This is a genomic window from Acinetobacter sp. PFS20 (genome assembly GCF_052261015.1).
Taxonomy (GTDB): domain Bacteria; phylum Pseudomonadota; class Gammaproteobacteria; order Pseudomonadales; family Moraxellaceae; genus Acinetobacter.
The window spans coordinates 1349422-1367468 of the sequence record NZ_JBPVZE010000001.1 but is presented as its reverse complement, the minus strand read 5'-3'; the positions used below and the strand labels follow the sequence as shown (position 1 = coordinate 1367468).

14 protein-coding genes are annotated in these 18047 nt (G+C 41.2%); 8 read left to right on the top strand and 6 right to left on the bottom strand.

The window, feature by feature from the left end; genetic code table 11:
- Window positions 1–69 precede the first annotated feature (69 nt).
- Both nagZ and ACS125_RS06475 read left to right on the top strand, forming a co-directional pair.
- Window positions 70–1089, top strand: coding sequence for a beta-N-acetylhexosaminidase (gene nagZ / locus ACS125_RS06480; protein WP_049837907.1), 1020 nt, complete (start codon window positions 70–72; stop codon window positions 1087–1089).
- Between the two features lie 80 nt (window positions 1090–1169).
- Window positions 1170–2012: a class I SAM-dependent methyltransferase gene (locus tag ACS125_RS06475; protein ID WP_443271137.1), complete on the top strand. Its 843-nt coding sequence runs from the start codon at window positions 1170–1172 to the stop codon at window positions 2010–2012.
- Between the two features lie 55 nt (window positions 2013–2067).
- On the opposite strand, the gene ACS125_RS06470 is transcribed toward ACS125_RS06475, so the two are convergent.
- Window positions 2068–3381 (bottom strand): alpha/beta fold hydrolase, encoded by a 1314-nt coding sequence (locus tag ACS125_RS06470; protein WP_443271135.1) that lies wholly within the window; start codon window positions 3379–3381, stop codon window positions 2068–2070.
- A 299-nt stretch (window positions 3382–3680) separates the two neighbouring features.
- Between ACS125_RS06470 and ACS125_RS06465 the strand changes: the two genes are divergently transcribed.
- Window positions 3681–4946, top strand: coding sequence for a glutamate-5-semialdehyde dehydrogenase (locus tag ACS125_RS06465; RefSeq protein ID WP_443271133.1), 1266 nt, complete (start codon window positions 3681–3683; stop codon window positions 4944–4946).
- A gap of 118 nt (window positions 4947–5064) precedes the next feature.
- Here ACS125_RS06465 and ACS125_RS06460 read toward each other — a convergent pair whose 3' ends face one another.
- The 5 genes from ACS125_RS06460 to edd form a co-directional block, all read right to left on the bottom strand.
- The gene (locus ACS125_RS06460) at window positions 5065–6693 is read right to left on the bottom strand and encodes an NADP-dependent glyceraldehyde-3-phosphate dehydrogenase (RefSeq protein WP_443271131.1); all 1629 of its coding nucleotides are present in this window, start codon (window positions 6691–6693) and stop codon (window positions 5065–5067) included.
- A 167-nt stretch (window positions 6694–6860) separates the two neighbouring features.
- Window positions 6861–7373, bottom strand: a complete 513-nt coding sequence (locus ACS125_RS06455) for a gluconokinase (RefSeq protein WP_004794739.1) — start codon at window positions 7371–7373, stop codon at window positions 6861–6863.
- 17 nt (window positions 7374–7390) lie between these two features.
- Window positions 7391–8749 carry a GntT/GntP/DsdX family permease gene (locus ACS125_RS06450; protein ID WP_004794740.1) on the bottom strand — a complete coding sequence of 453 codons (1359 nt, stop codon included), beginning with the start codon at window positions 8747–8749 and terminating at the stop codon, window positions 7391–7393.
- 185 nt (window positions 8750–8934) lie between these two features.
- Entirely contained in the window at window positions 8935–9564 is a 630-nt protein-coding gene (eda, locus tag ACS125_RS06445) for a bifunctional 4-hydroxy-2-oxoglutarate aldolase/2-dehydro-3-deoxy-phosphogluconate aldolase (protein ID WP_238612106.1), read from the bottom strand.
- Between the two features lie 20 nt (window positions 9565–9584).
- Window positions 9585–11438, bottom strand: a complete 1854-nt coding sequence (gene edd / locus ACS125_RS06440) for a phosphogluconate dehydratase (RefSeq protein ID WP_443271128.1) — start codon at window positions 11436–11438, stop codon at window positions 9585–9587.
- A 659-nt stretch (window positions 11439–12097) separates the two neighbouring features.
- Between edd and ACS125_RS06435 the strand changes: the two genes are divergently transcribed.
- The 5 genes from ACS125_RS06435 to ACS125_RS06415 all read left to right on the top strand — a co-directional run bounded on the left by ACS125_RS06435 (window position 12098) and on the right by ACS125_RS06415 (window position 18042).
- Complete coding sequence (locus tag ACS125_RS06435; protein WP_081399573.1) at window positions 12098–12217, top strand: hypothetical protein; 120 nt, start codon at window positions 12098–12100, stop codon at window positions 12215–12217.
- Window positions 12199–13401: an acetate/propionate family kinase gene (locus ACS125_RS06430; protein WP_004794745.1), complete on the top strand. Its 1203-nt coding sequence runs from the start codon at window positions 12199–12201 to the stop codon at window positions 13399–13401. The genes ACS125_RS06435 and ACS125_RS06430 overlap by 19 nt, the downstream gene beginning before the upstream one ends.
- Before the next feature lie 45 nt (window positions 13402–13446).
- Entirely contained in the window at window positions 13447–15591 is a 2145-nt protein-coding gene (gene pta / locus ACS125_RS06425) for a phosphate acetyltransferase (RefSeq protein ID WP_174731046.1), read from the top strand.
- Window positions 15592–15819: 228 nt separating this feature from the next.
- Window positions 15820–17346 (top strand): fumarate hydratase, encoded by a 1527-nt coding sequence (locus ACS125_RS06420; protein ID WP_004794749.1) that lies wholly within the window; start codon window positions 15820–15822, stop codon window positions 17344–17346.
- Between the two features lie 141 nt (window positions 17347–17487).
- Window positions 17488–18042: a DUF2059 domain-containing protein gene (locus ACS125_RS06415; protein ID WP_238612102.1), complete on the top strand. Its 555-nt coding sequence runs from the start codon at window positions 17488–17490 to the stop codon at window positions 18040–18042.
- Window positions 18043–18047: the final 5 nt, after the last annotated feature.

Genomic DNA, 18047 nt, shown 5'->3' with positions numbered 1-18047 from the left:
TGACAAAATGTAGCAAAACATTGCAAAATTCGCTTATTGTTTTTCAATCAAAATTCAAATGGAACCAATATGATTGGCGCATTGATGCTGGACATCGCCGGCACAGAACTTACTCAAGAAGATATTGAACTATTACGCGCTCCGCAAGTCGGTGGCATGATTTTATTTGCACGAAATATTGAATCTCCACAACAAGTGCGTGCATTAACGGACCATATGCGTCAAATTCGTCCAGATATTTTAATTGCTGTCGACCAAGAAGGTGGTCGAGTTCAGCGCCTAAGATCAGGCTTTACCTTATTACCAGCCATGGGTCGTTTCGGTGAACTCTATATTACTCAACCTCAAAAAGCACTTGAACTAGCTGAACAGTGCGGTTGGTTAATGGCAACCGAAGTCCTTGCTGTCGGTATCGATTTTAGTTTTGCACCCGTTTTAGACCTTAATGCAATTAGTGATGTGATCGGTGATCGTGGCTTCTCTAAAAATATTGAGGATATCGCACCACTTGCTGGCGCGTTTATGCAAGGCATGAAAAAAGCTGGAATGGCAAACACGGGCAAACATTTCCCGGGTCACGGCTCAGTGAAAGCCGACTCTCATGTCGCAGCTGCAATCGATAGCCGTAGCTATGACGAAATTTACAACCATGACATGCAAAGCTTCATTAAGCTTATGCCTCAGCTTGATGCGCTCATGCCTGCACATGTGATTTATGATCAGATCGATCCAAATCCAGCCGGTTTTTCACCTTTCTGGATTCAAGAAGTTCTACGCAACCGTTTGAAGTTTGATGGTGTACTTTTCTCTGATGACTTAAGCATGCAAGCTGCATGTGTAGCAGGTGGCGCAGATGCACGTATTCAAGCTGCTTTAACTGCTGGTTGTGATATGGGACTCGTGTGTAATGACCGTAGTGCGGCATGTACAGCACTTGAAGGTATTGCAAACCTAGAGCTACCAAATCAAGAACGCCTTGAACGCATGCGTGGTCAAATTCCACAAATTCAGATTGGTGAAACCTTATCGCTTGGCGACGAGTGGCAAGCTGTCAAAACAGCCATTGAAGAGTTTAAAAATTCGATCTAAATTGAGTTAAACGTATATTTGACTGATGGTCTCGATCATCAGTCAAACCACACAAAAACAATAAATCGAGCTCAGGACGAATGACACAACAACTTTCAAAACACCGCCACATCTCTTTTACAGCCCACTATACGGGTTATATCTGGTATCAAATGGGGATCTCTCATGAAGCATTTGCTACAGCCAAAGGCAAATCACTGGCGTATTTGGTTCATCCGATAGAATCTTGGGCTGAGAAATATGTGGGCGGTAGCATGCGCACAACGCTCAAACAACGTCACACCATGCTTGATCATCACTTAGAACAACTCATTCAAGAAAGTCCTGATTTACAAGTTCTAGAAATAGCATGTGGCCTGTCTCCACGTGGCTGGTGGTTTAGACAGCATTACCCTTCGATTACCTATCGGGAGCTTGATTTACCCGATATGGCACAAACCAAACAAAATGCGTTACAGCAAATTGAAAAAAATGCACCTGAAGTCTTATCAGTTGATTTATTTACCGAAGCTTTTGCACAAGCATTTGAAGTATTTGACCCGAACCGCCCATTGGTTGTAATTAGTGAAGGTTTAATTAATTATTTTGATAAAAATTTATTAAAACAGCTGATTCAATCGATTGCTCACTATGGCGCTTCTTTTAAAAATTTTCATTATTTAACTGACCTCTACCCTGAACCAGTTAAAAACAAACTTGCCAGCATCATCTGGAATAGCAGTAAATTATTGAAATTAATGTCTCGAAGCTCGTTTAGTTTTCACTTCAAAAGTCCCAAAGAAGTTGAAGACTTTTTTAAAGATACCGAGTTCAGTCAAGTTCGCGTGGAACAACCACAAATTTTCTTTGGACAAGCTTCTCAAGACAGTCATGAGCAACATTTAGGTGACTTGGTCTGGACTATTCACGCACAAATAAAATAACCAATATAAAAAATGGAAGCTCGAAATAAACGAGCTTCCATCTATAACTATATTATTAAGCTGCTTGTTTTTGACGAGCAATAAAACGGCTTAAACGATCAGCAAGTTCGAAACTACCATGTTTAAATAAAGCGCGAATACCTTGCTCTGTACTTTCAAAAATTAAGCACTCAATTGCAAAGCTACCTTCTTCATCTTCTAAATGCAGCGCTAAATCACGTGGATGGTCATTCACAAAATCAAGCTGCGAAACATCATCCATTTTTAAATACATACCGAAGAAAGTGACATCAACAATCGTTACGGACACCTGTACATCAAACTCTCGGTGAGTAAGTTGAGTATTTGGTTGCAAAACTCGAACTCGCTCTTCACCACGGCGTTCCATGTTTTGCATTTGTTCACGTGTCATAGGAATAATGCCATCCAAATTTTGGATAGATTCACCTTTTAAGAATGATGTGAACAAACTCATGGTTTCTTTACGACGCTGGAGCTGCGGTACATGATCTGCGTTTGCGATCAATGCAAATTCCATGTCTGGGCATTGCAACGCAAAGTTCGCATTTTCATGAGGCAGAGTAAAACTATCGTACTGCCCTGCTGCAACCAACGTTTTGCACTCTGGAATAGGTACATCCGTTAACCGCAAAAGACGATTACAGTTAATTTCATAACGTTCTCGCTCAGTACCCGTAAACTCAGCCATTTGTCTAAAAAATAATTTCTTGGCTGTTGGTGACATGCGGGTTTTATCTAATTTTGCATGATTAACTAAATATAAAATTACAGCTTGCCCAAACTCTTCCATGCGGTTTTCTTGCATGAGCTTGAGCGACTCTTCCAAAATCATTCGCCAACTTTTTCGGGTCTTTTGCATAACCCCCATTAAAATCATGCGATCCATTAATTCAGGACGATGATAGGCAAAACAAGAAGCAATCACTGACCCTAAAGACATTCCCATCACAGAAACTTTTTGTAGACCCACAATATCTAACCAGCGTCCCAACATTTTAGACAAATCAGGTAACTCTAAAGTACCTGCAGATACGCCAGTATCCCGATTAGTAATTTGCTGATTTGCACCCATAGAAGGCAAATCGATTAATATGACCGGACCGCTTTCAAACAATTGTTCAACACAATATTTATAAGAATTAAAATTCTGGAAAGCACCGCCCACAATCACAATTGGCGTATTGTGAATCGATTTTGGATCGGCAATTGCCATATATTCAATTTTCCAGCCGTCAATCCATGTTGTACGAGCAGGTTGTTTAAAACTATCTCTATGGTAGATATCGAAAAAGCCAAAACCGGCATAAGCTTGGTTGATCTCCGAATCCATTTGAATAATGGAATTCATATCCCTGCTTCCTCCTTGCTGTAATTTTTTTATGCTGCAAGAGTTCCTTCTTGAACACGTAATCTTTTATGCACAAAACTTTTAAATTTGTATTAGTTTGTATTGCACAATAACATTCTAAACAATTGTGTGAAATATACGCAATCGCTCAAATGACCGCTCATCTTGTTTAAGTCGCTAATAGTTTGCAAAATATTTAAATGTTTTTTTATGGCAGTCACATTTTTCAAAAAAAGCCATTCATTGTTCCGCATTTGACTGCTACTATCTTACTCATTGGTAAATGATTAAAAAATGCTATGCAAGACTCAATTGAACAATATATGCAAAAAGTCGGGCAACAAGCACGTCAGGCATCTCGTGTCCTAACAAGTGCTTCTACCTCACTAAAAAATCATGCACTCTCTGCTATTTATACTGCTTTAGAAAATAATCAGGCAGAAATCTTGGCAGCGAATCAAATCGACATGGATAAAGGTCGTAGCAATCAGCTCGACAGCGCATTGCTTGATCGTCTTGAACTTACGCCCACACGCTTTAAAGGAATGTTGCAAGGTCTAAAAGATGTGATTGCACTTGTCGATCCAATTGGGGAAATTACTGATCTTGCATATCGCCCCACAGGCATTCAAATTGGTAAAATGCGTGTGCCTTTAGGTGTTGTTGGGATGATTTACGAATCACGTCCAAACGTAACCCTTGAAGCTGCATCTTTAGCCATTAAATCGGGCAACGCCATTATTTTACGTGGTGGTTCAGAAGCACTCGAGTCAAATAAAGCGATCGCTGAAGCGATTAAGCATGGCTTAAAAGTTGCTGGCCTACCTGAAGATTCAGTTCAAGTGATTAACACTTCTGACCGTGCAGCTGTTGGTCATCTTATTACCATGGCTGAATATGTAGATGTAATTGTTCCACGTGGTGGCAAAAGCTTAATTGAGCGTGTAACTAACGAAGCGCGCATTCCTGTCATTAAGCATCTTGATGGTAACTGCCATGTATTTGTTGAAGCACAAGCCGACTTGCAAAAAGCTTTACCAATTACATTAAATGCAAAAACACATCGTTATGGCGTTTGTAATGCGATGGAAACTCTGCTCGTTGATGAAAAAATTGCAGATGTTTTCTTACCGCACATTGCTGAACTCTATGCTGAGAAAAAAGTTGAGCTCCGTGGTTGTCCAGAAACACGTCGCATTTTGGGTGCTTCTGTAAAACCAGCGACAGAAGAAGATTGGTACACCGAATATTTAGGGCCAATTCTTGCAGTTAAAGTAGTGAGTGGCATTGATGAAGCAATTGACCATATCAACAAATATGGTTCACATCATACCGATGCAATTGTGACTGAAAACTACACTTTAGCTCGTCAGTTCTTGGCTCGTGTAGATTCAAGCTCAGTTGTAATCAATGCATCAACTCGTTTTGCTGATGGTTTCGAATATGGTTTAGGCGCTGAAATTGGTATCTCCACTGATAAAATCCATGCCCGCGGCCCAGTTGGTTTAGAAGGCTTAACTTCACAAAAATGGATTGTGTTAGGTGACGGACAAATTCGCCAATAATTAAAATTATTAGTTCAAATAAAAACGCCTGATCAATTTCAGGCGTTTTTTATTACTCAAGTTATGAGTCACTATAAAAAACCAACCCGAAGGCTGGTTTTTCTTAATCGTATATTTATTAGAAAATAAAGTCGGTATTCACAAATTTAGAGTAGTGTTCAGACACCATAGAGGCCAACATGCCTTTGCTGTCATCTGTCTGTTTAGCAGCAATCATAGAACGGATCGAGAATGCACGAAGCGCATCATGCACAGACAATGTACCTTCCGCAGAATCTTTACGTCCACCAAATGGGAACACATCAGGGCCGCGCTGACATTGACAGTTGATGTTCACACGACAGACCTGATGAACCAGCGGATCAACCAAGTGGCCAATTTGCTCAGGGTCACTACCAAAAATACTCACCTGCTGACCATGATCAGAAGTAGTGACATAGTCCAGCACAGTTTCAATGTCATCATAAACAGAGACTGGTATCACTGGACCAAACTGTTCTTCGCGATACAGCCTCATCCCCTCAGTCACTGGATAAACTACAGCTGGATAGAACATCGTTTTGCAGAATTCACCGCCTTCCAGATTAACCACTTTTGCCCCTTTAGCCATGGCATCCTCAATGACTTCAGTCATGTAGGTCGTACGATGCATACCTGGTAAGGGAGTAATAAACACACCTTTTTCCCAAGGCATCCCCACTTTAAGTTTGGCCAGTTCAGCCGTTAAACGGTTAACAAACTCATCGGCTATTGAGCGATGTACCATCAACATTTTGAGTGCTGTACAACGCTGACCATTAAACGACAATGCACCCAGCAGGCACTCTTTCACTGTTAGATCTAGGTCGGCATCCGGCAGAATAATGGCTGCATTCTTCGCATCTAGCCCCAAAATCGCACGCAGACGGTGAGATTTAGGATGTTGCTTCTTCAAGTGATCAGCTACTTTACTAGAACCAATCAGTGCCAATACATTAATTTGCCCAGATGCCAGTAGATGGGGTACCACAAGAGAGCCTGGTGCATAAATGGTATTGATCACACCTTTTGGAAATGAATCACGGAACGCTTCTAGTAACGGTTCAAACAACAAGGTCCCAAATTGAGGTGGTTTAAAAATAATGGTATTACCCATCAGCATGGCTGGGATCAGAGTCGCAAAGGTTTCGTTCAGCGGGTAGTTATATGGTCCCATACACAACACGACACCTAGTGGAGTACGACGGATTTGACCAATCGTACCTTCGGCAATTACAAAACGGGAATTGGCATTATCTAAATCTTTCAGAGCATCAATCGTTTGACGCATGTAGGTAATTGTACGGTCAAACTCTTTTTCTGAATCCGCCAAGCTTTTGCCAATTTCCCACATGATCAACTTAATAATCAGATCTCGCTGTTCCACCATGCGCTGAATAAATTTTTGCATGCAGGCAATGCGCTCACTCACCTTCATCATTGGCCATTCGCCACGACCATTATTGTAAGCCCGTACCGCTGCCTCTAGTGCTTCATCGCTTTCTTTTTCACCCATGACTGGATAACTACCAAGTTCAACTTGCTGTAGGCTACCGTCAGGCTGCTGAATCCAGATTGGAGATAATGTTTTCTTGGTTGCACCAGCCCATAACTTCAATTCACCATCTACCAGTGAGACACGCTGATGAATTTGGGAGGGTAAACGCACACTTTCAGGAATACTGTCCACTACTGGGAATTTATGTTGTAGATTATTTAACTGATTCATTCTTCTTAATACCTTATTATTCGTATGTCTTTTATATATTCCCGAACTTTCCATTCTAATTAGGATTTATTCGGGTCAATATCACTATTATTATCCGTACTCACCTTGCTTGAACCGTTAACCACAAGGTGAATATCTTAAAGCGTTGATAACCTTTCTAGTTGAATTTACCCCCGACACACACTATCAGTCACCCCTAGCTTCTGGATGACTTGTTCAATGATCTGTTCTGGTGTGAGAGCAATATCAATAGCAATTGCTTCATTCACATCAGGTTCCTCTAATGTGTCTAGCTGTGTTTGTAGCAACGCTGGGTCAAAAAAATGACCTGATCTTTCTGCAAGTCGTTGCTGTAATAATTCATAAGAACCTTTTAAGTAGACAAACTTAATATTCTGGTCCTGCCCTCTTAAAATATCGCGATACATGCGCTTTAAAGATGAGCATGTAAATACAGCCGTTTCACCATCTCTCTGTTTGGTTTCAATGACCTGACGAATTGCTTGCAACCATGGCAAGCGGTCTTCATCTGTTAAGGGAATGCCCTGACTCATCTTACTTTTATTTGCAGCTGAATGAAGCGTATCGCCATCAAGAAACTCACAAGCCAAACGCTCTGATAACAATTCACCAATTAGGGTTTTACCTGTTCCACAGACACCCATTGCAATCACAATCATGGATTACTCACCTTTAATTATAAAATAGTGCTAAGCAGTAGCGTGAAAGATAAACCCAACACCGAAATGATCGTTTCTAATACTGACCAAGTCTTGAGTGTCTGTCCTACTGTCATACCAAAATATTCTTTGATTAACCAGAATCCTGCGTCATTTACATGTGAGAAAACTAATGAACCTGAACCTGTGGCAAGTACCAAAAGTTCTGGTCTAACCGCAACTCCCGCTGTTGCTGCAATTGGAGCCACAATGCTACAAGCTGTAGCCATGGCAACCGTTGCCGATCCTGTTGCCAAACGAATTAATGCTGCAACAAACCAGCCCAACAATAACGGCGATAAATTTGCCTTTAAAGCTGTAGAAACAATCTCATTAGAAATACCGGTGTCACGCAAAATGCCACCAAAACCACCGCCAGCACCTACAATCAACATAATCCCAGCAATAGAAGCTAAACATCCGCCACAGAATTTTTCAATTTGTTCACGGTTAAAGCCCTGCATCGTACCGAAAGTAATAAAGCTGACCAATACTGCGATGAGCAATGCGATATCAGAAGTACCAATAAAACGTAGTAAGTCGTTTGCAAAAGTTTGTGGTGCAAAGAAAAGATCTGCCCAACTGCCGATTAACATCAATACAACTGGCAGCATGATCGTAAATAAGGTAATCCCAAAGCTTGGTAGCTCGCGAGTTCTATTCGTATCTGCTTCAATAAACTGCTTCGCTAACGGGTTATTTTCAGGCAATTTGACGTATTTATTGATCCAAAGTGCATACAATGGTCCAGCAACAATAGCTGTTGGCACACCCACTATCAGACTATAAGCAATTGTTTTACCAATATCAGCATGATAAGCCTGTACTGCTAACAACGCTGCTGGATGTGGTGGAATTAAGCCATGCACAACCGACAAACCTGCAACCATTGGCAAGCCCACAACCAGTAAGGATTTGCCTGTTCGCTTCGCAATGTTGAACGCAATTGGAATGAGTAGAACGAAACCTACTTCGAAAAATACGGGAAGCCCAACAATAAGGGCAATAAACATCATGGCCCAGTGAATATTTTTCTCACCAAACCACTTAATTAAAGTAATTGCTATTCGCTCTGCGCCACCAGACTCGGCCATCATTTTGCCGAGCATTGTTCCTAATGCGATTACAATCGCAAGGTGGCCTAGGGTTTTACCAGTACCAGCTTCATATGACTTAACAATATCGCCCATTGGCATGCCAACAGCTAAAGCTAAACCAAGTGAAACAATAATGAGAACCAGAAATGGATAAATTCTAAACTTCGCGATCATGACCACTAAAGCAATAATCGCGATTACAGTGTAGATCAGTAACATGCCACCCTGAACCGTCTCCATGGGACACTTCTCCTTGGAATAATTATTTAGGCACACTGCCTAAACAAAGGTCTTCAACCACAGTAATTCCTACTGTTAAGACATTAAATTTTTATATTTAGGTGTGACCAGCACAAACTGGTCACATCAATACAGCCTTTAAAGCACATAAAATGCACTTCATTTTTTATAAATATCGACTACATCTACGGTGCTCTCAACTGACTCGCAATTTGTGCCAAGCGAGTAATTTCAGCCCAATCTTGTGCAGCTACAGTAGCTTTAGGCGTTAACCATGAACCACCTACACACACTACGTTTGGTTGCTTTAAGAAATCTGGCGCTGACTCTGCCGTAATTCCGCCAGTCGGGCAAAAACGTAAGTTTGGAAATGGACCATAAAATGCTTTTAGCATCTCAACTCCACCTGCCTGTTGAGCTGGGAAGAACTTCACAATCTCATAACCTAACTCAATCGCCTGAATCAGGTCACTTGGTGTCATCACACCAGGCAATAAAGGCAAGCCGGCATCTTGTGCAGCCAAATGCAGATCTTTAGTCAAACCGGGAGATACACCAAATTGAGCACCTGCTTTTTTAGCTTGAGCACAATGTTCTGGTTTGGTAATCGTACCTACACCGACCACAATGTCATCTGCCAACTGGCTTGCACGCTCAATAGCAGCAAGACCCGCAGCAGTACGCAACGTAATTTCAAGGACTTTTACACCGCCAGCATGTAAAGCACGTGATACATCTTCACCTTGCTCGGCAGAATCAAATGCCAATACTGGAATGACTGGACCTAATTTGACGATATCTTCAATTTTAATCATTATTTTTCAGTTCCTTTGACTCAAATCTGCTCTGGTGAATTTTCACCAACTAATGCACCAAATACAGATGCTCCATGTTCAGCTGGCGCAGCAGCAGCACGAAAAACACCAAATAATTCACGGCCAAAGCCAACTTCGTTTTCTGCCTGATGTTCTGGCTGTGCAACAGGACGCGACTGCCAAGTCTGTTCATCTATTTCAACATCGAGTACGCCTGCCTCAGCATCAATAATCAACATATCGCCTGTTTGCACTTTAGCAATCGGCCCATTTAGTAAGGCTTCTGGAGATAAATGAATCACCGCAGGAACTTTGCCTGAAGCACCAGACATACGGCCATCAGTCACTAAAGCAACGTGGAAACCTTGATCTTGTAAAACACCCAACACAGGCGTTAAACGATGCAATTCAGGCATACCGTTAGCACGAGCACCTTGGAAACGAACAACCGCAATAAAGTCTCGGTGCAATTCGCCACGATCAAACGCAGCTTGAACCGCTTCTTGAGAATCAAACACAATTGCTGGTGCTTTAACTTTACGATGTTCTGGCGCAACAGCAGAAATCTTGATGACGCCACGGCCAAGACGACCCTGCATTAAACGCAAGCCACCATCTGGTTGAAACGGCGCATCAATGCTACGGAGTACTTTGTCATCAAGGCTTTGAACCACACCATCAACCCAAGTGAGCTTGCCATCAATCAGTTTTGGTTCTTTGGTGTAATGCTGTAAGCCTTTACCAGCCACTGTGGTTACATCGTTATGCAATAAACCAGCCTCAAGTAAGTTACGAATGAGGAAAGCAACCCCACCCGCAGCTTGGAAATGGTTTACATCGGCTTTACCATTTGGATAGATTTTTGCGAGCAATGGAACGACAGCAGACAACTCATCAAAGTCATCCCAGTCAATTAAGATGCCTGCGGCACGAGCAATCGCAATAAGGTGCAAAGTATGATTGGTTGAACCGCCTGTAGCCAGTAAAGCCACAATGCCGTTTATAATGGCTTTTTCATCGACAACATGACCGATTGGTGTGTAGTTGCCACGCTCAGCAGTTAAGTCAAGTACACGTTTAGCCGCTTCGGCAGTGAGCGCATCACGTAATGGTGTGTGAGGATGAACAAAAGCCGCACTTGGCAAATGCAAGCCCATGACTTCCATTAGCATCTGGTTACTGTTGGCTGTACCGTAAAAAGTACAAGTCCCTTGTCCGTGATAAGCGGCTGACTCAGCTTCTAGCAAAGCATCTCGGCCAACCTGACCCGTTGCAAATTGCTGACGAATTTTAGCTTTCTCATCGTTAGATAACCCACTGGTCATTGGGCCAGCTGGCACAAAAATAGTAGGCAAATAACCAAACTGCAAAGCACCAATCAGTAAGCCTGGCACAATCTTGTCGCAAACACCCAGACATAAAGCTGCGTCAAACATGTTATGAGACAATGCAATCGCTGTGCTCATCGCAATGGTTTCGCGAGAGAACAAAGATAGTTCCATGCCAGCATTACCTTGGGTAATACCGTCACACATCGCAGGAACACCACCTGCAAACTGTGCTACGCCACCATTCTCACGAGCGGCTGTTTTAATTAAATCTGGAAATGTTTTATAAGGTGCATGGGCCGAAAGCATTTCGTTATATGAAGATACGATGCCAATATTTGGCTCACGACCTACTTTAATAATTAACTTTTCATTATCTTCCATGCTGGCGAAACCATGAGCCAGATTGGCACATGAAAGTGCTCCACGAGCAGGAAATTTGCCTTGTGCATGTTCAATACGTTGTAAATATGCAGAACGAGTTTTTTGACTACGTGCGATTACACGCTCGGTAACTTTTGCCAATATAGGGTTCGGCAAGTCCATGCTGGACGCTCCTGTACAACCGGATAAGCCGGAATATAAAAATAGACCAAATGATATATTTCTTATAATCATTTGAAAAAGGATGAACAATATTATTCAGGCAAAAAGCGACATGCAACCCCAGTCAATGCTGCTGTAATGGCCTCAGCACAAGCTTTAAAGGCATAGTAAGTTTATATTTTAGACAAAATTCTTATTAATAATGAGGTATATTTAAACCTAAAATAAACCTTAAAAAATACGGTAAAATTATCGCAATATCAATGTAATGAAATATAATTAACAATATATAAATGATGTTCTTTTCATTCTAATTTTTAGTATTAATAAAACTATATTTGGTTCTTTTTAATTTTCTCGAACGCTATTAAAACTTAATTTAACTTACGTATATTATTTGTAATATATGCTTAAAATTTAATTTAAAGACATGAGATACCTATTCAATAAAGAATCAATCTTTAAGATTTAAAATACGTTTTTCGTTCAGTTTTATTTTTTCATAAATATATACAAAAAACTCTTTTCTAGGCATATAAAAAAACAAGGAATACAGTGGTTAAGCTTTATACTGGATAGATATTAGTTAGAAATAATTTGATGGTCGATAGTGCTTAAGTCTAATGGGCTAAAGTCTATCTTGGACAGAAAAACAACACATGATAAAACATGACAACCCGTTCAATCTGTATCGGAAAATAATACATCTTGAACAGGAAGTTAGGAAAACTACTTTAAATCAGGACTTGGGTATTTCAACGTGGCTACATCAGTATTAGTTATCAATTGCGGCTCTTCATCTATTAAATACGCACTGGTTTCAGAGCGTCGTGAAGACCGTATTTACGGTTTAGCAGAAAACTTGGGGGCAGCTGACGCTCGTATTAAGGGAGTTACAGTAGGTGGCGAACCACTTGAACTTTCAATTCCTTATGCTGACCACGCCAAAGCTTTAGAAACTTTACTTGCACGTCTTGCCAACTACAAACCGCAAGCGATCGGTCACCGTGTTGTACATGGTGGAAGCCTTACCAAAGCAGAATTACTCACTCCTGAAATTATTGAACGTATTCGTGCTGCGACGCCTTTAGCTCCACTTCATAACCCAGCACATTTAATTGGTATTGATGCAACCGTACGCCTATTCCCTGAATTACCTCAAGTTGCCGTATTCGACACTGCATTCCATCAAACCATGCCACCGCATGCATATCGTTATGCAATTCCTAAATTTTTATATACTGACCACAACGTCCGCCGTTATGGTTTCCATGGGACAAGCCACGCCTATGTGTCTGATAAAGCAAGTGAGCTTGCCGGCAATCTGAAAAAAGGTGGATGGTTAACAGCGCATCTAGGAAATGGCAGTTCAACTTGCGCAGTATGGAATGGACAAAGTGTTGACACATCTATGGGCCTCACTCCACTTGAAGGTGTAGTGATGGGAACGCGTAGTGGTGACGTTGATCCAAGCTTACATAGCTTCCTTGCGAAAAACCTCGGTTGGGACTTAGCAAAAATTGATAAAGTTTTAAATAACGAAAGTGGCTTACTAGGCTTATCTCAACTGTCTAATGACATGCGTACAGTGATTGAAGCGGCTGAAAATGGCAACGAAGATGCTTGTCTTGCAATTGAAGTCTTTAGCTATCGCCTAGCAAAATCACTTGCTGCATTAAGCTGTGGTTTACCAACTTTAGACGGTTTAATTTTCACAGGTGGTATTGGTGAGAACTCAGCTTATATTCGTGAAAAAACCTTAGCTTATTTACCTCATTTTGGTTTACAGCTAAATAAAGACCAAAATAATAACCTAAAACGAGGTACTGAAGGCCGAATCGATAATGGAACTGGTCCTCAAATTTGGGTCATTCCTACAGATGAAGAAGGCCGTATTGCCAAAGAAACTCGTCAAGTTGTAGAAGCGGCAGAAAATACAGCATCTGTAGCAAGCCTGGCTTAATTAAAGCTTAGCGAAAACTCGATATTCGTTTATTTATAGGTTTATATGAATACAATTTTATTGATTCCTACAGGCGAAGGGGTTGGTTTAACCTCTGCCTGCCTAGGCATGATTTACGCACTTGATTGTAACGGGATTAAAGCAGGCTTTTTAAAACCATTTTCTCAAGAAGACCAAGAACCTCTTGACCGAACCACTTCATTATTTGGTCATTTATTTCAAAGTAAAACTGTTCAATCTATTTCGCATGAAAAATTAACCCAGCTTATTGCCGCTGGAGAAGTAGATGAATTACTTGAAGAAGCGGTTAGCCTCCACCGTAGCGTTGCAGCAGACCATGATGTCATTATTGTGGAAGGCTTATTACCTAACGGACAAGACCACTTTGCCAGTGAACTCAATGCAAGTCTTGCACAAGCACTTGATGCAGAAGTTGTCTTGGTCAGTACAGCAGATATTCAAAATCCGAAAAAAACAGCAGAAAAAGTAGATGCTCATTTACGTCAATTTGGCGGTGCAGCGTCAAATCGTACTGCTGGTGTACTCTTTATGCGTACCCGTGGATTAACTGAAGAAACAGCACAAATTCCTGTTGCATTTGATCCATCATTACGACCGACTGAAGAAATCACAAAATTTACGAGCGAACTGCAAAAATATAATCGTTATTTCGGCTCTAGTGACTTACCAATTATTGGACTTGTTCCTTTTAGTAATACACTGAGCGTACCAAGGACTCTCGATATTGCAAATGTCATTGATGGGCAATGGGTACATCAAGGGGAAGCCAAAACACGTCGTATTTTGCATTCGAGTCTAATTGCTTCAAGCATTGAATATGAACTGAATAAGTTTATTGCAGGCGAATTAATCATTAGCGCATCTGAACGTACAGATGTTTTACTTGCAAGTAGTTTGGCAACCAGTAATGGTATTCCTCTGGCTGGTCTAGTTCTTACTGAAAGAGAAGCGCCAGCACCAGAGCTTTTAGAGTTTTGCCAAAGTGCAATTAAACAAGGGTTGCCAATTTTACATACCCGTTTAAATACATTGGAAACTGCACAGCGCCTGTCTAATTTTGGCAATGAAATTCCAACTGATGATACCGAACGTGCTGAGCAAGTGACTCGTTTTGTTTCAAGTCATATTGATGTTGAATGGCTTAAACAGCACAGCAACAATGCTGCCACCCCTCGCCTGTCGCCATCGGCTTTCCGTCACGAACTGGTACAAAAATCGATTGCCGCGAAAAAACGAATTGTACTACCTGAAGGTGATGAACCTCGCACTATTCAAGCTGCAGCAATTTGTCAGGCACGAGGTATTGCTGACTGTATTTTGTTAGCTAAACCAGATGCTGTGCACGATGTTGCAAAAGCACGCGGGATTGAATTACCTGCCGAATTGGCAATTGTCGATCCTGATAGTATTCGCAACCAATACGTTGCACCAATGGTTGAGCTACGTAAAGGTAAACTCAACGAATTACAAGCTAAAGATCAATTACAAGACACTGTAGTGCTTGGCACTATGATGCTGGCCCTAGACCATGTGGATGGTTTAGTTTCAGGTGCGGTACATACCACAGCAAATACAGTCCGCCCAGCATTCCAGCTCATCAAGACAGCACCTGAATATTCACTGGTTTCATCTATATTCTTTATGCTTTTGCCAGATGAAGTCTATGTCTATGGTGACTGTGCGATTAACCCAGACCCTACAGCAGAACAATTGGCTGAAATTGCGATTCAGTCTGCTGACTCAGCGAAAGCATTTGGAATTGATCCGCGTATTGCCATGATCAGCTACTCAACCGGTACTTCTGGAACAGGTGCAGATGTTGAAAAAGTACAGCAAGCAACTCAAATTGCTCAGCAGCGTCGTCCTGATTTACTGATTGATGGTCCACTTCAATACGATGCAGCTTCAGTTGAAAGTGTGGGACGTCAAAAGGCACCAGACTCACGCGTTGCTGGCCGTGCAAATGTATTTATTTTCCCAGATTTAAATACGGGTAATACCACTTACAAAGCAGTACAGCGTGCTGCAAATGTTGTGAGCGTTGGACCAATGCTGCAAGGCCTAAACAAGCCTGTTAATGACTTGTCTCGTGGAGCATTGGTAGATGATATCGTCTTTACCATTGCCTTAACAGCAATTCAGGCAGAACAACAAGCCACTGCCAAATAATTAATATAATTCACCTTTACTACCTCTCGCCATTTGATATCCGCTCAAATGGCTTTTTTTATTTTAGTCATTCAAAAATAAATAATTTTCCGATTTCTGGCATCTAAATCACTTCAATATCTTCTTATGCGACTTTCGGTCAAAAGATCAACCAATCTCCCACAACACTGTCTTTTTGTCATATAATTTAGCCCGCTAGCTAACAGCCCGCTCAAGAGATTTTCTGGTATGACAACGATTATCAAACAAGATGACTTGATTACATCGATCAAGGACGCCCTACAGTTTATTTCGTACTATCACCCGCAAGACTTTATCCAAGCGATGAGCCGTGCTTATGATCGCGAAGAAAACAAAGCCGCAAAGGATGCAATTGCACAGATTCTAATTAACTCTCGCATGTGTGCGGAAGGTCATCGTCCAATTTGCCAAGACACTGGTATTGTTAACGTTTTCCTTGAAGTGGGCTTAGATGTTAAATTTGATTTAACAATGAGCTTAGACGATGCGGTAAACGAAGGTGTTCGCCAAGGTTACCTTGAAAACAGCAATGTTCTTCGTGCATCTGTACTTGCTGATCCTGCATTTGGTCGTAAAAATACAAAAGATAATACCCCTGCTGTAATTCACTATAAACTCGTTCCGGGTAATAAAGTAGATATTACTGTTGCTGCTAAAGGTGGCGGTTCAGAAAACAAATCTAAACTTGCAATGCTTAACCCATCTGACTCGATTGTTGACTGGGTACTTAAAACTGTTCCAACTATGGGTGCAGGCTGGTGTCCTCCAGGTATGCTCGGTATTGGTATTGGTGGTACTGCTGAAAAAGCCATGATGCTTGCTAAAGAAGCACTCATGGAAGAAATCAACATGGACGAATTACTTCGCCGTGGACCAGAGAACAAAATCGAAGAACTTCGTATCGAAATCTTTGAAAAAGTAAACGCACTTGGTATTGGTGCTCAAGGCTTAGGCGGTTTAACGACTGTTCTTGATATTAAAATTAAAGATTACCCATGTCACGCTGCTGGTAAACCAGTTGGTATGATTCCTAACTGTGCTGCTACTCGTCATGCTCACTTCCAGCTTGATGGTACAGGTGTAGCTCATATTCAAGCACCAAAACTTGAAGACTACCCTTCAGTAACTTGGGATGCTTCACAGTCTAAACGCGTAAACCTTGATACCATTACTCAAGAAGAAATGGATTCTTGGAAACCGGGTGATACATTACTTCTTAGCGGAACAATGTACACAGGTCGTGATGCTGCACACAAACGTATGGTTGAAATGATCGACAATGGTGAAGAATTACCAGTTGATCTTAAAGGTAAGTTCATTTACTACGTAGGTCCAGTCGATCCAGTTCGTGATGAAGTGGTGGGTTCAGCAGGTCCAACAACTGCAACCCGTATGGACAAATTCACACGTAAAGTACTTGAGCACACTGGCATGTTCGGCATGATCGGTAAAGCTGAACGTGGTCCTACAGCAATTGAAGCAATCAAAGACAACAAAGCAACTTACTTAATGGCAGTTGGTGGTGCGGCTTACCTCGTATCTAAAGCTGTTCGCGAAGCTGAAGTTGTTGCGTTTGCAGACTTAGGTATGGAAGCTATCTACAAATTCGTCGTTGAAGATATGCCTGTTTCTGTTGCAGTTGATGTAAACGGTACTTCAATTCACGCAGTAGCTCCAAAAATCTGGCAAGCGAAAATTGGAAAAATCCCAGTAGTCGACGCTGCGGCAGGCTAATCAAGAAAAGCACCGAATTCGGTGCTTTTTTTTGCATTCTTTTTTTATTTTAAAATCTGAAAAGAATTGTAACAATTACTTCTTCAATCTGTGCTATTAATAAATGCACTCTCTCGCCATATATTGAATATAGGTCATTTCATGACTATTCGCCCTATTCTTAAAAACCTTTCAATCAGCCTCTGCTTAAGCTGTATTACAACAAGCTTATTTGCGTCTCCTGCTAAGTTAAGTTCAGTCAAAGAGCTCATGCAAATGAGCCAAATTGATTACCTACTTAAAGAATCAATTAATGAATTAACACCTTACTATGATCAACAGGCAGAACAGATCGTTAGTAATATCACGGGTATTAAAACTTTAGGCCCAAAAGAAAAAGAGGCCGCGAAAAAGTTAGGTTTACTTTTGAAAGATTCGAGCAATCAGCTCATTAGCAATCCTAAAACTACTCAAGCCTTACAGGATATTTACCTTAGGACTTATACTGAAGAGGAAATTCAGGCTAATCTGAAATTTTTAAAAACCCCAGAAGGCCAATCAATTACGCGTAAGAATGTACAGATTATGGGGCAAATTTCAGAATATATGATGGAGTTGGGACAGCAAACATTTAATGACCCTAAAGCACGAGATCATATGCAAGAAGAGATGCTTAAAATTATTGCCCCACTCATGAAAGATAAAGAAAAGTCTTAATTTTT

Coding starts and splice junctions, on each gene's coding strand:
- edd (WP_443271128.1), bottom strand. CDS start 11,438: ATGGACTTGCCGAACCCTATATTGGCAAAAGTTACCGAGCGTGTAATC.
- ACS125_RS06415 (WP_238612102.1), top strand. CDS start 17,488: ATGACTATTCGCCCTATTCTTAAAAACCTTTCAATCAGCCTCTGCTTA.
- eda (WP_238612106.1), bottom strand. CDS start 9,564: ATGATTAAAATTGAAGATATCGTCAAATTAGGTCCAGTCATTCCAGTA.
- ACS125_RS06450 (WP_004794740.1), bottom strand. CDS start 8,749: ATGGAGACGGTTCAGGGTGGCATGTTACTGATCTACACTGTAATCGCG.
- pta (WP_174731046.1), top strand. CDS start 13,447: ATGAATACAATTTTATTGATTCCTACAGGCGAAGGGGTTGGTTTAACC.
- ACS125_RS06460 (WP_443271131.1), bottom strand. CDS start 6,693: ATGAATCAGTTAAATAATCTACAACATAAATTCCCAGTAGTGGACAGT.
- ACS125_RS06470 (WP_443271135.1), bottom strand. CDS start 3,381: ATGAATTCCATTATTCAAATGGATTCGGAGATCAACCAAGCTTATGCC.
- ACS125_RS06420 (WP_004794749.1), top strand. CDS start 15,820: ATGACAACGATTATCAAACAAGATGACTTGATTACATCGATCAAGGAC.
- ACS125_RS06465 (WP_443271133.1), top strand. CDS start 3,681: ATGCAAGACTCAATTGAACAATATATGCAAAAAGTCGGGCAACAAGCA.
- nagZ (WP_049837907.1), top strand. CDS start 70: ATGATTGGCGCATTGATGCTGGACATCGCCGGCACAGAACTTACTCAA.
- ACS125_RS06455 (WP_004794739.1), bottom strand. CDS start 7,373: ATGATTGTGATTGCAATGGGTGTCTGTGGAACAGGTAAAACCCTAATT.
- ACS125_RS06435 (WP_081399573.1), top strand. CDS start 12,098: ATGATAAAACATGACAACCCGTTCAATCTGTATCGGAAAATAATACAT.
- ACS125_RS06475 (WP_443271137.1), top strand. CDS start 1,170: ATGACACAACAACTTTCAAAACACCGCCACATCTCTTTTACAGCCCAC.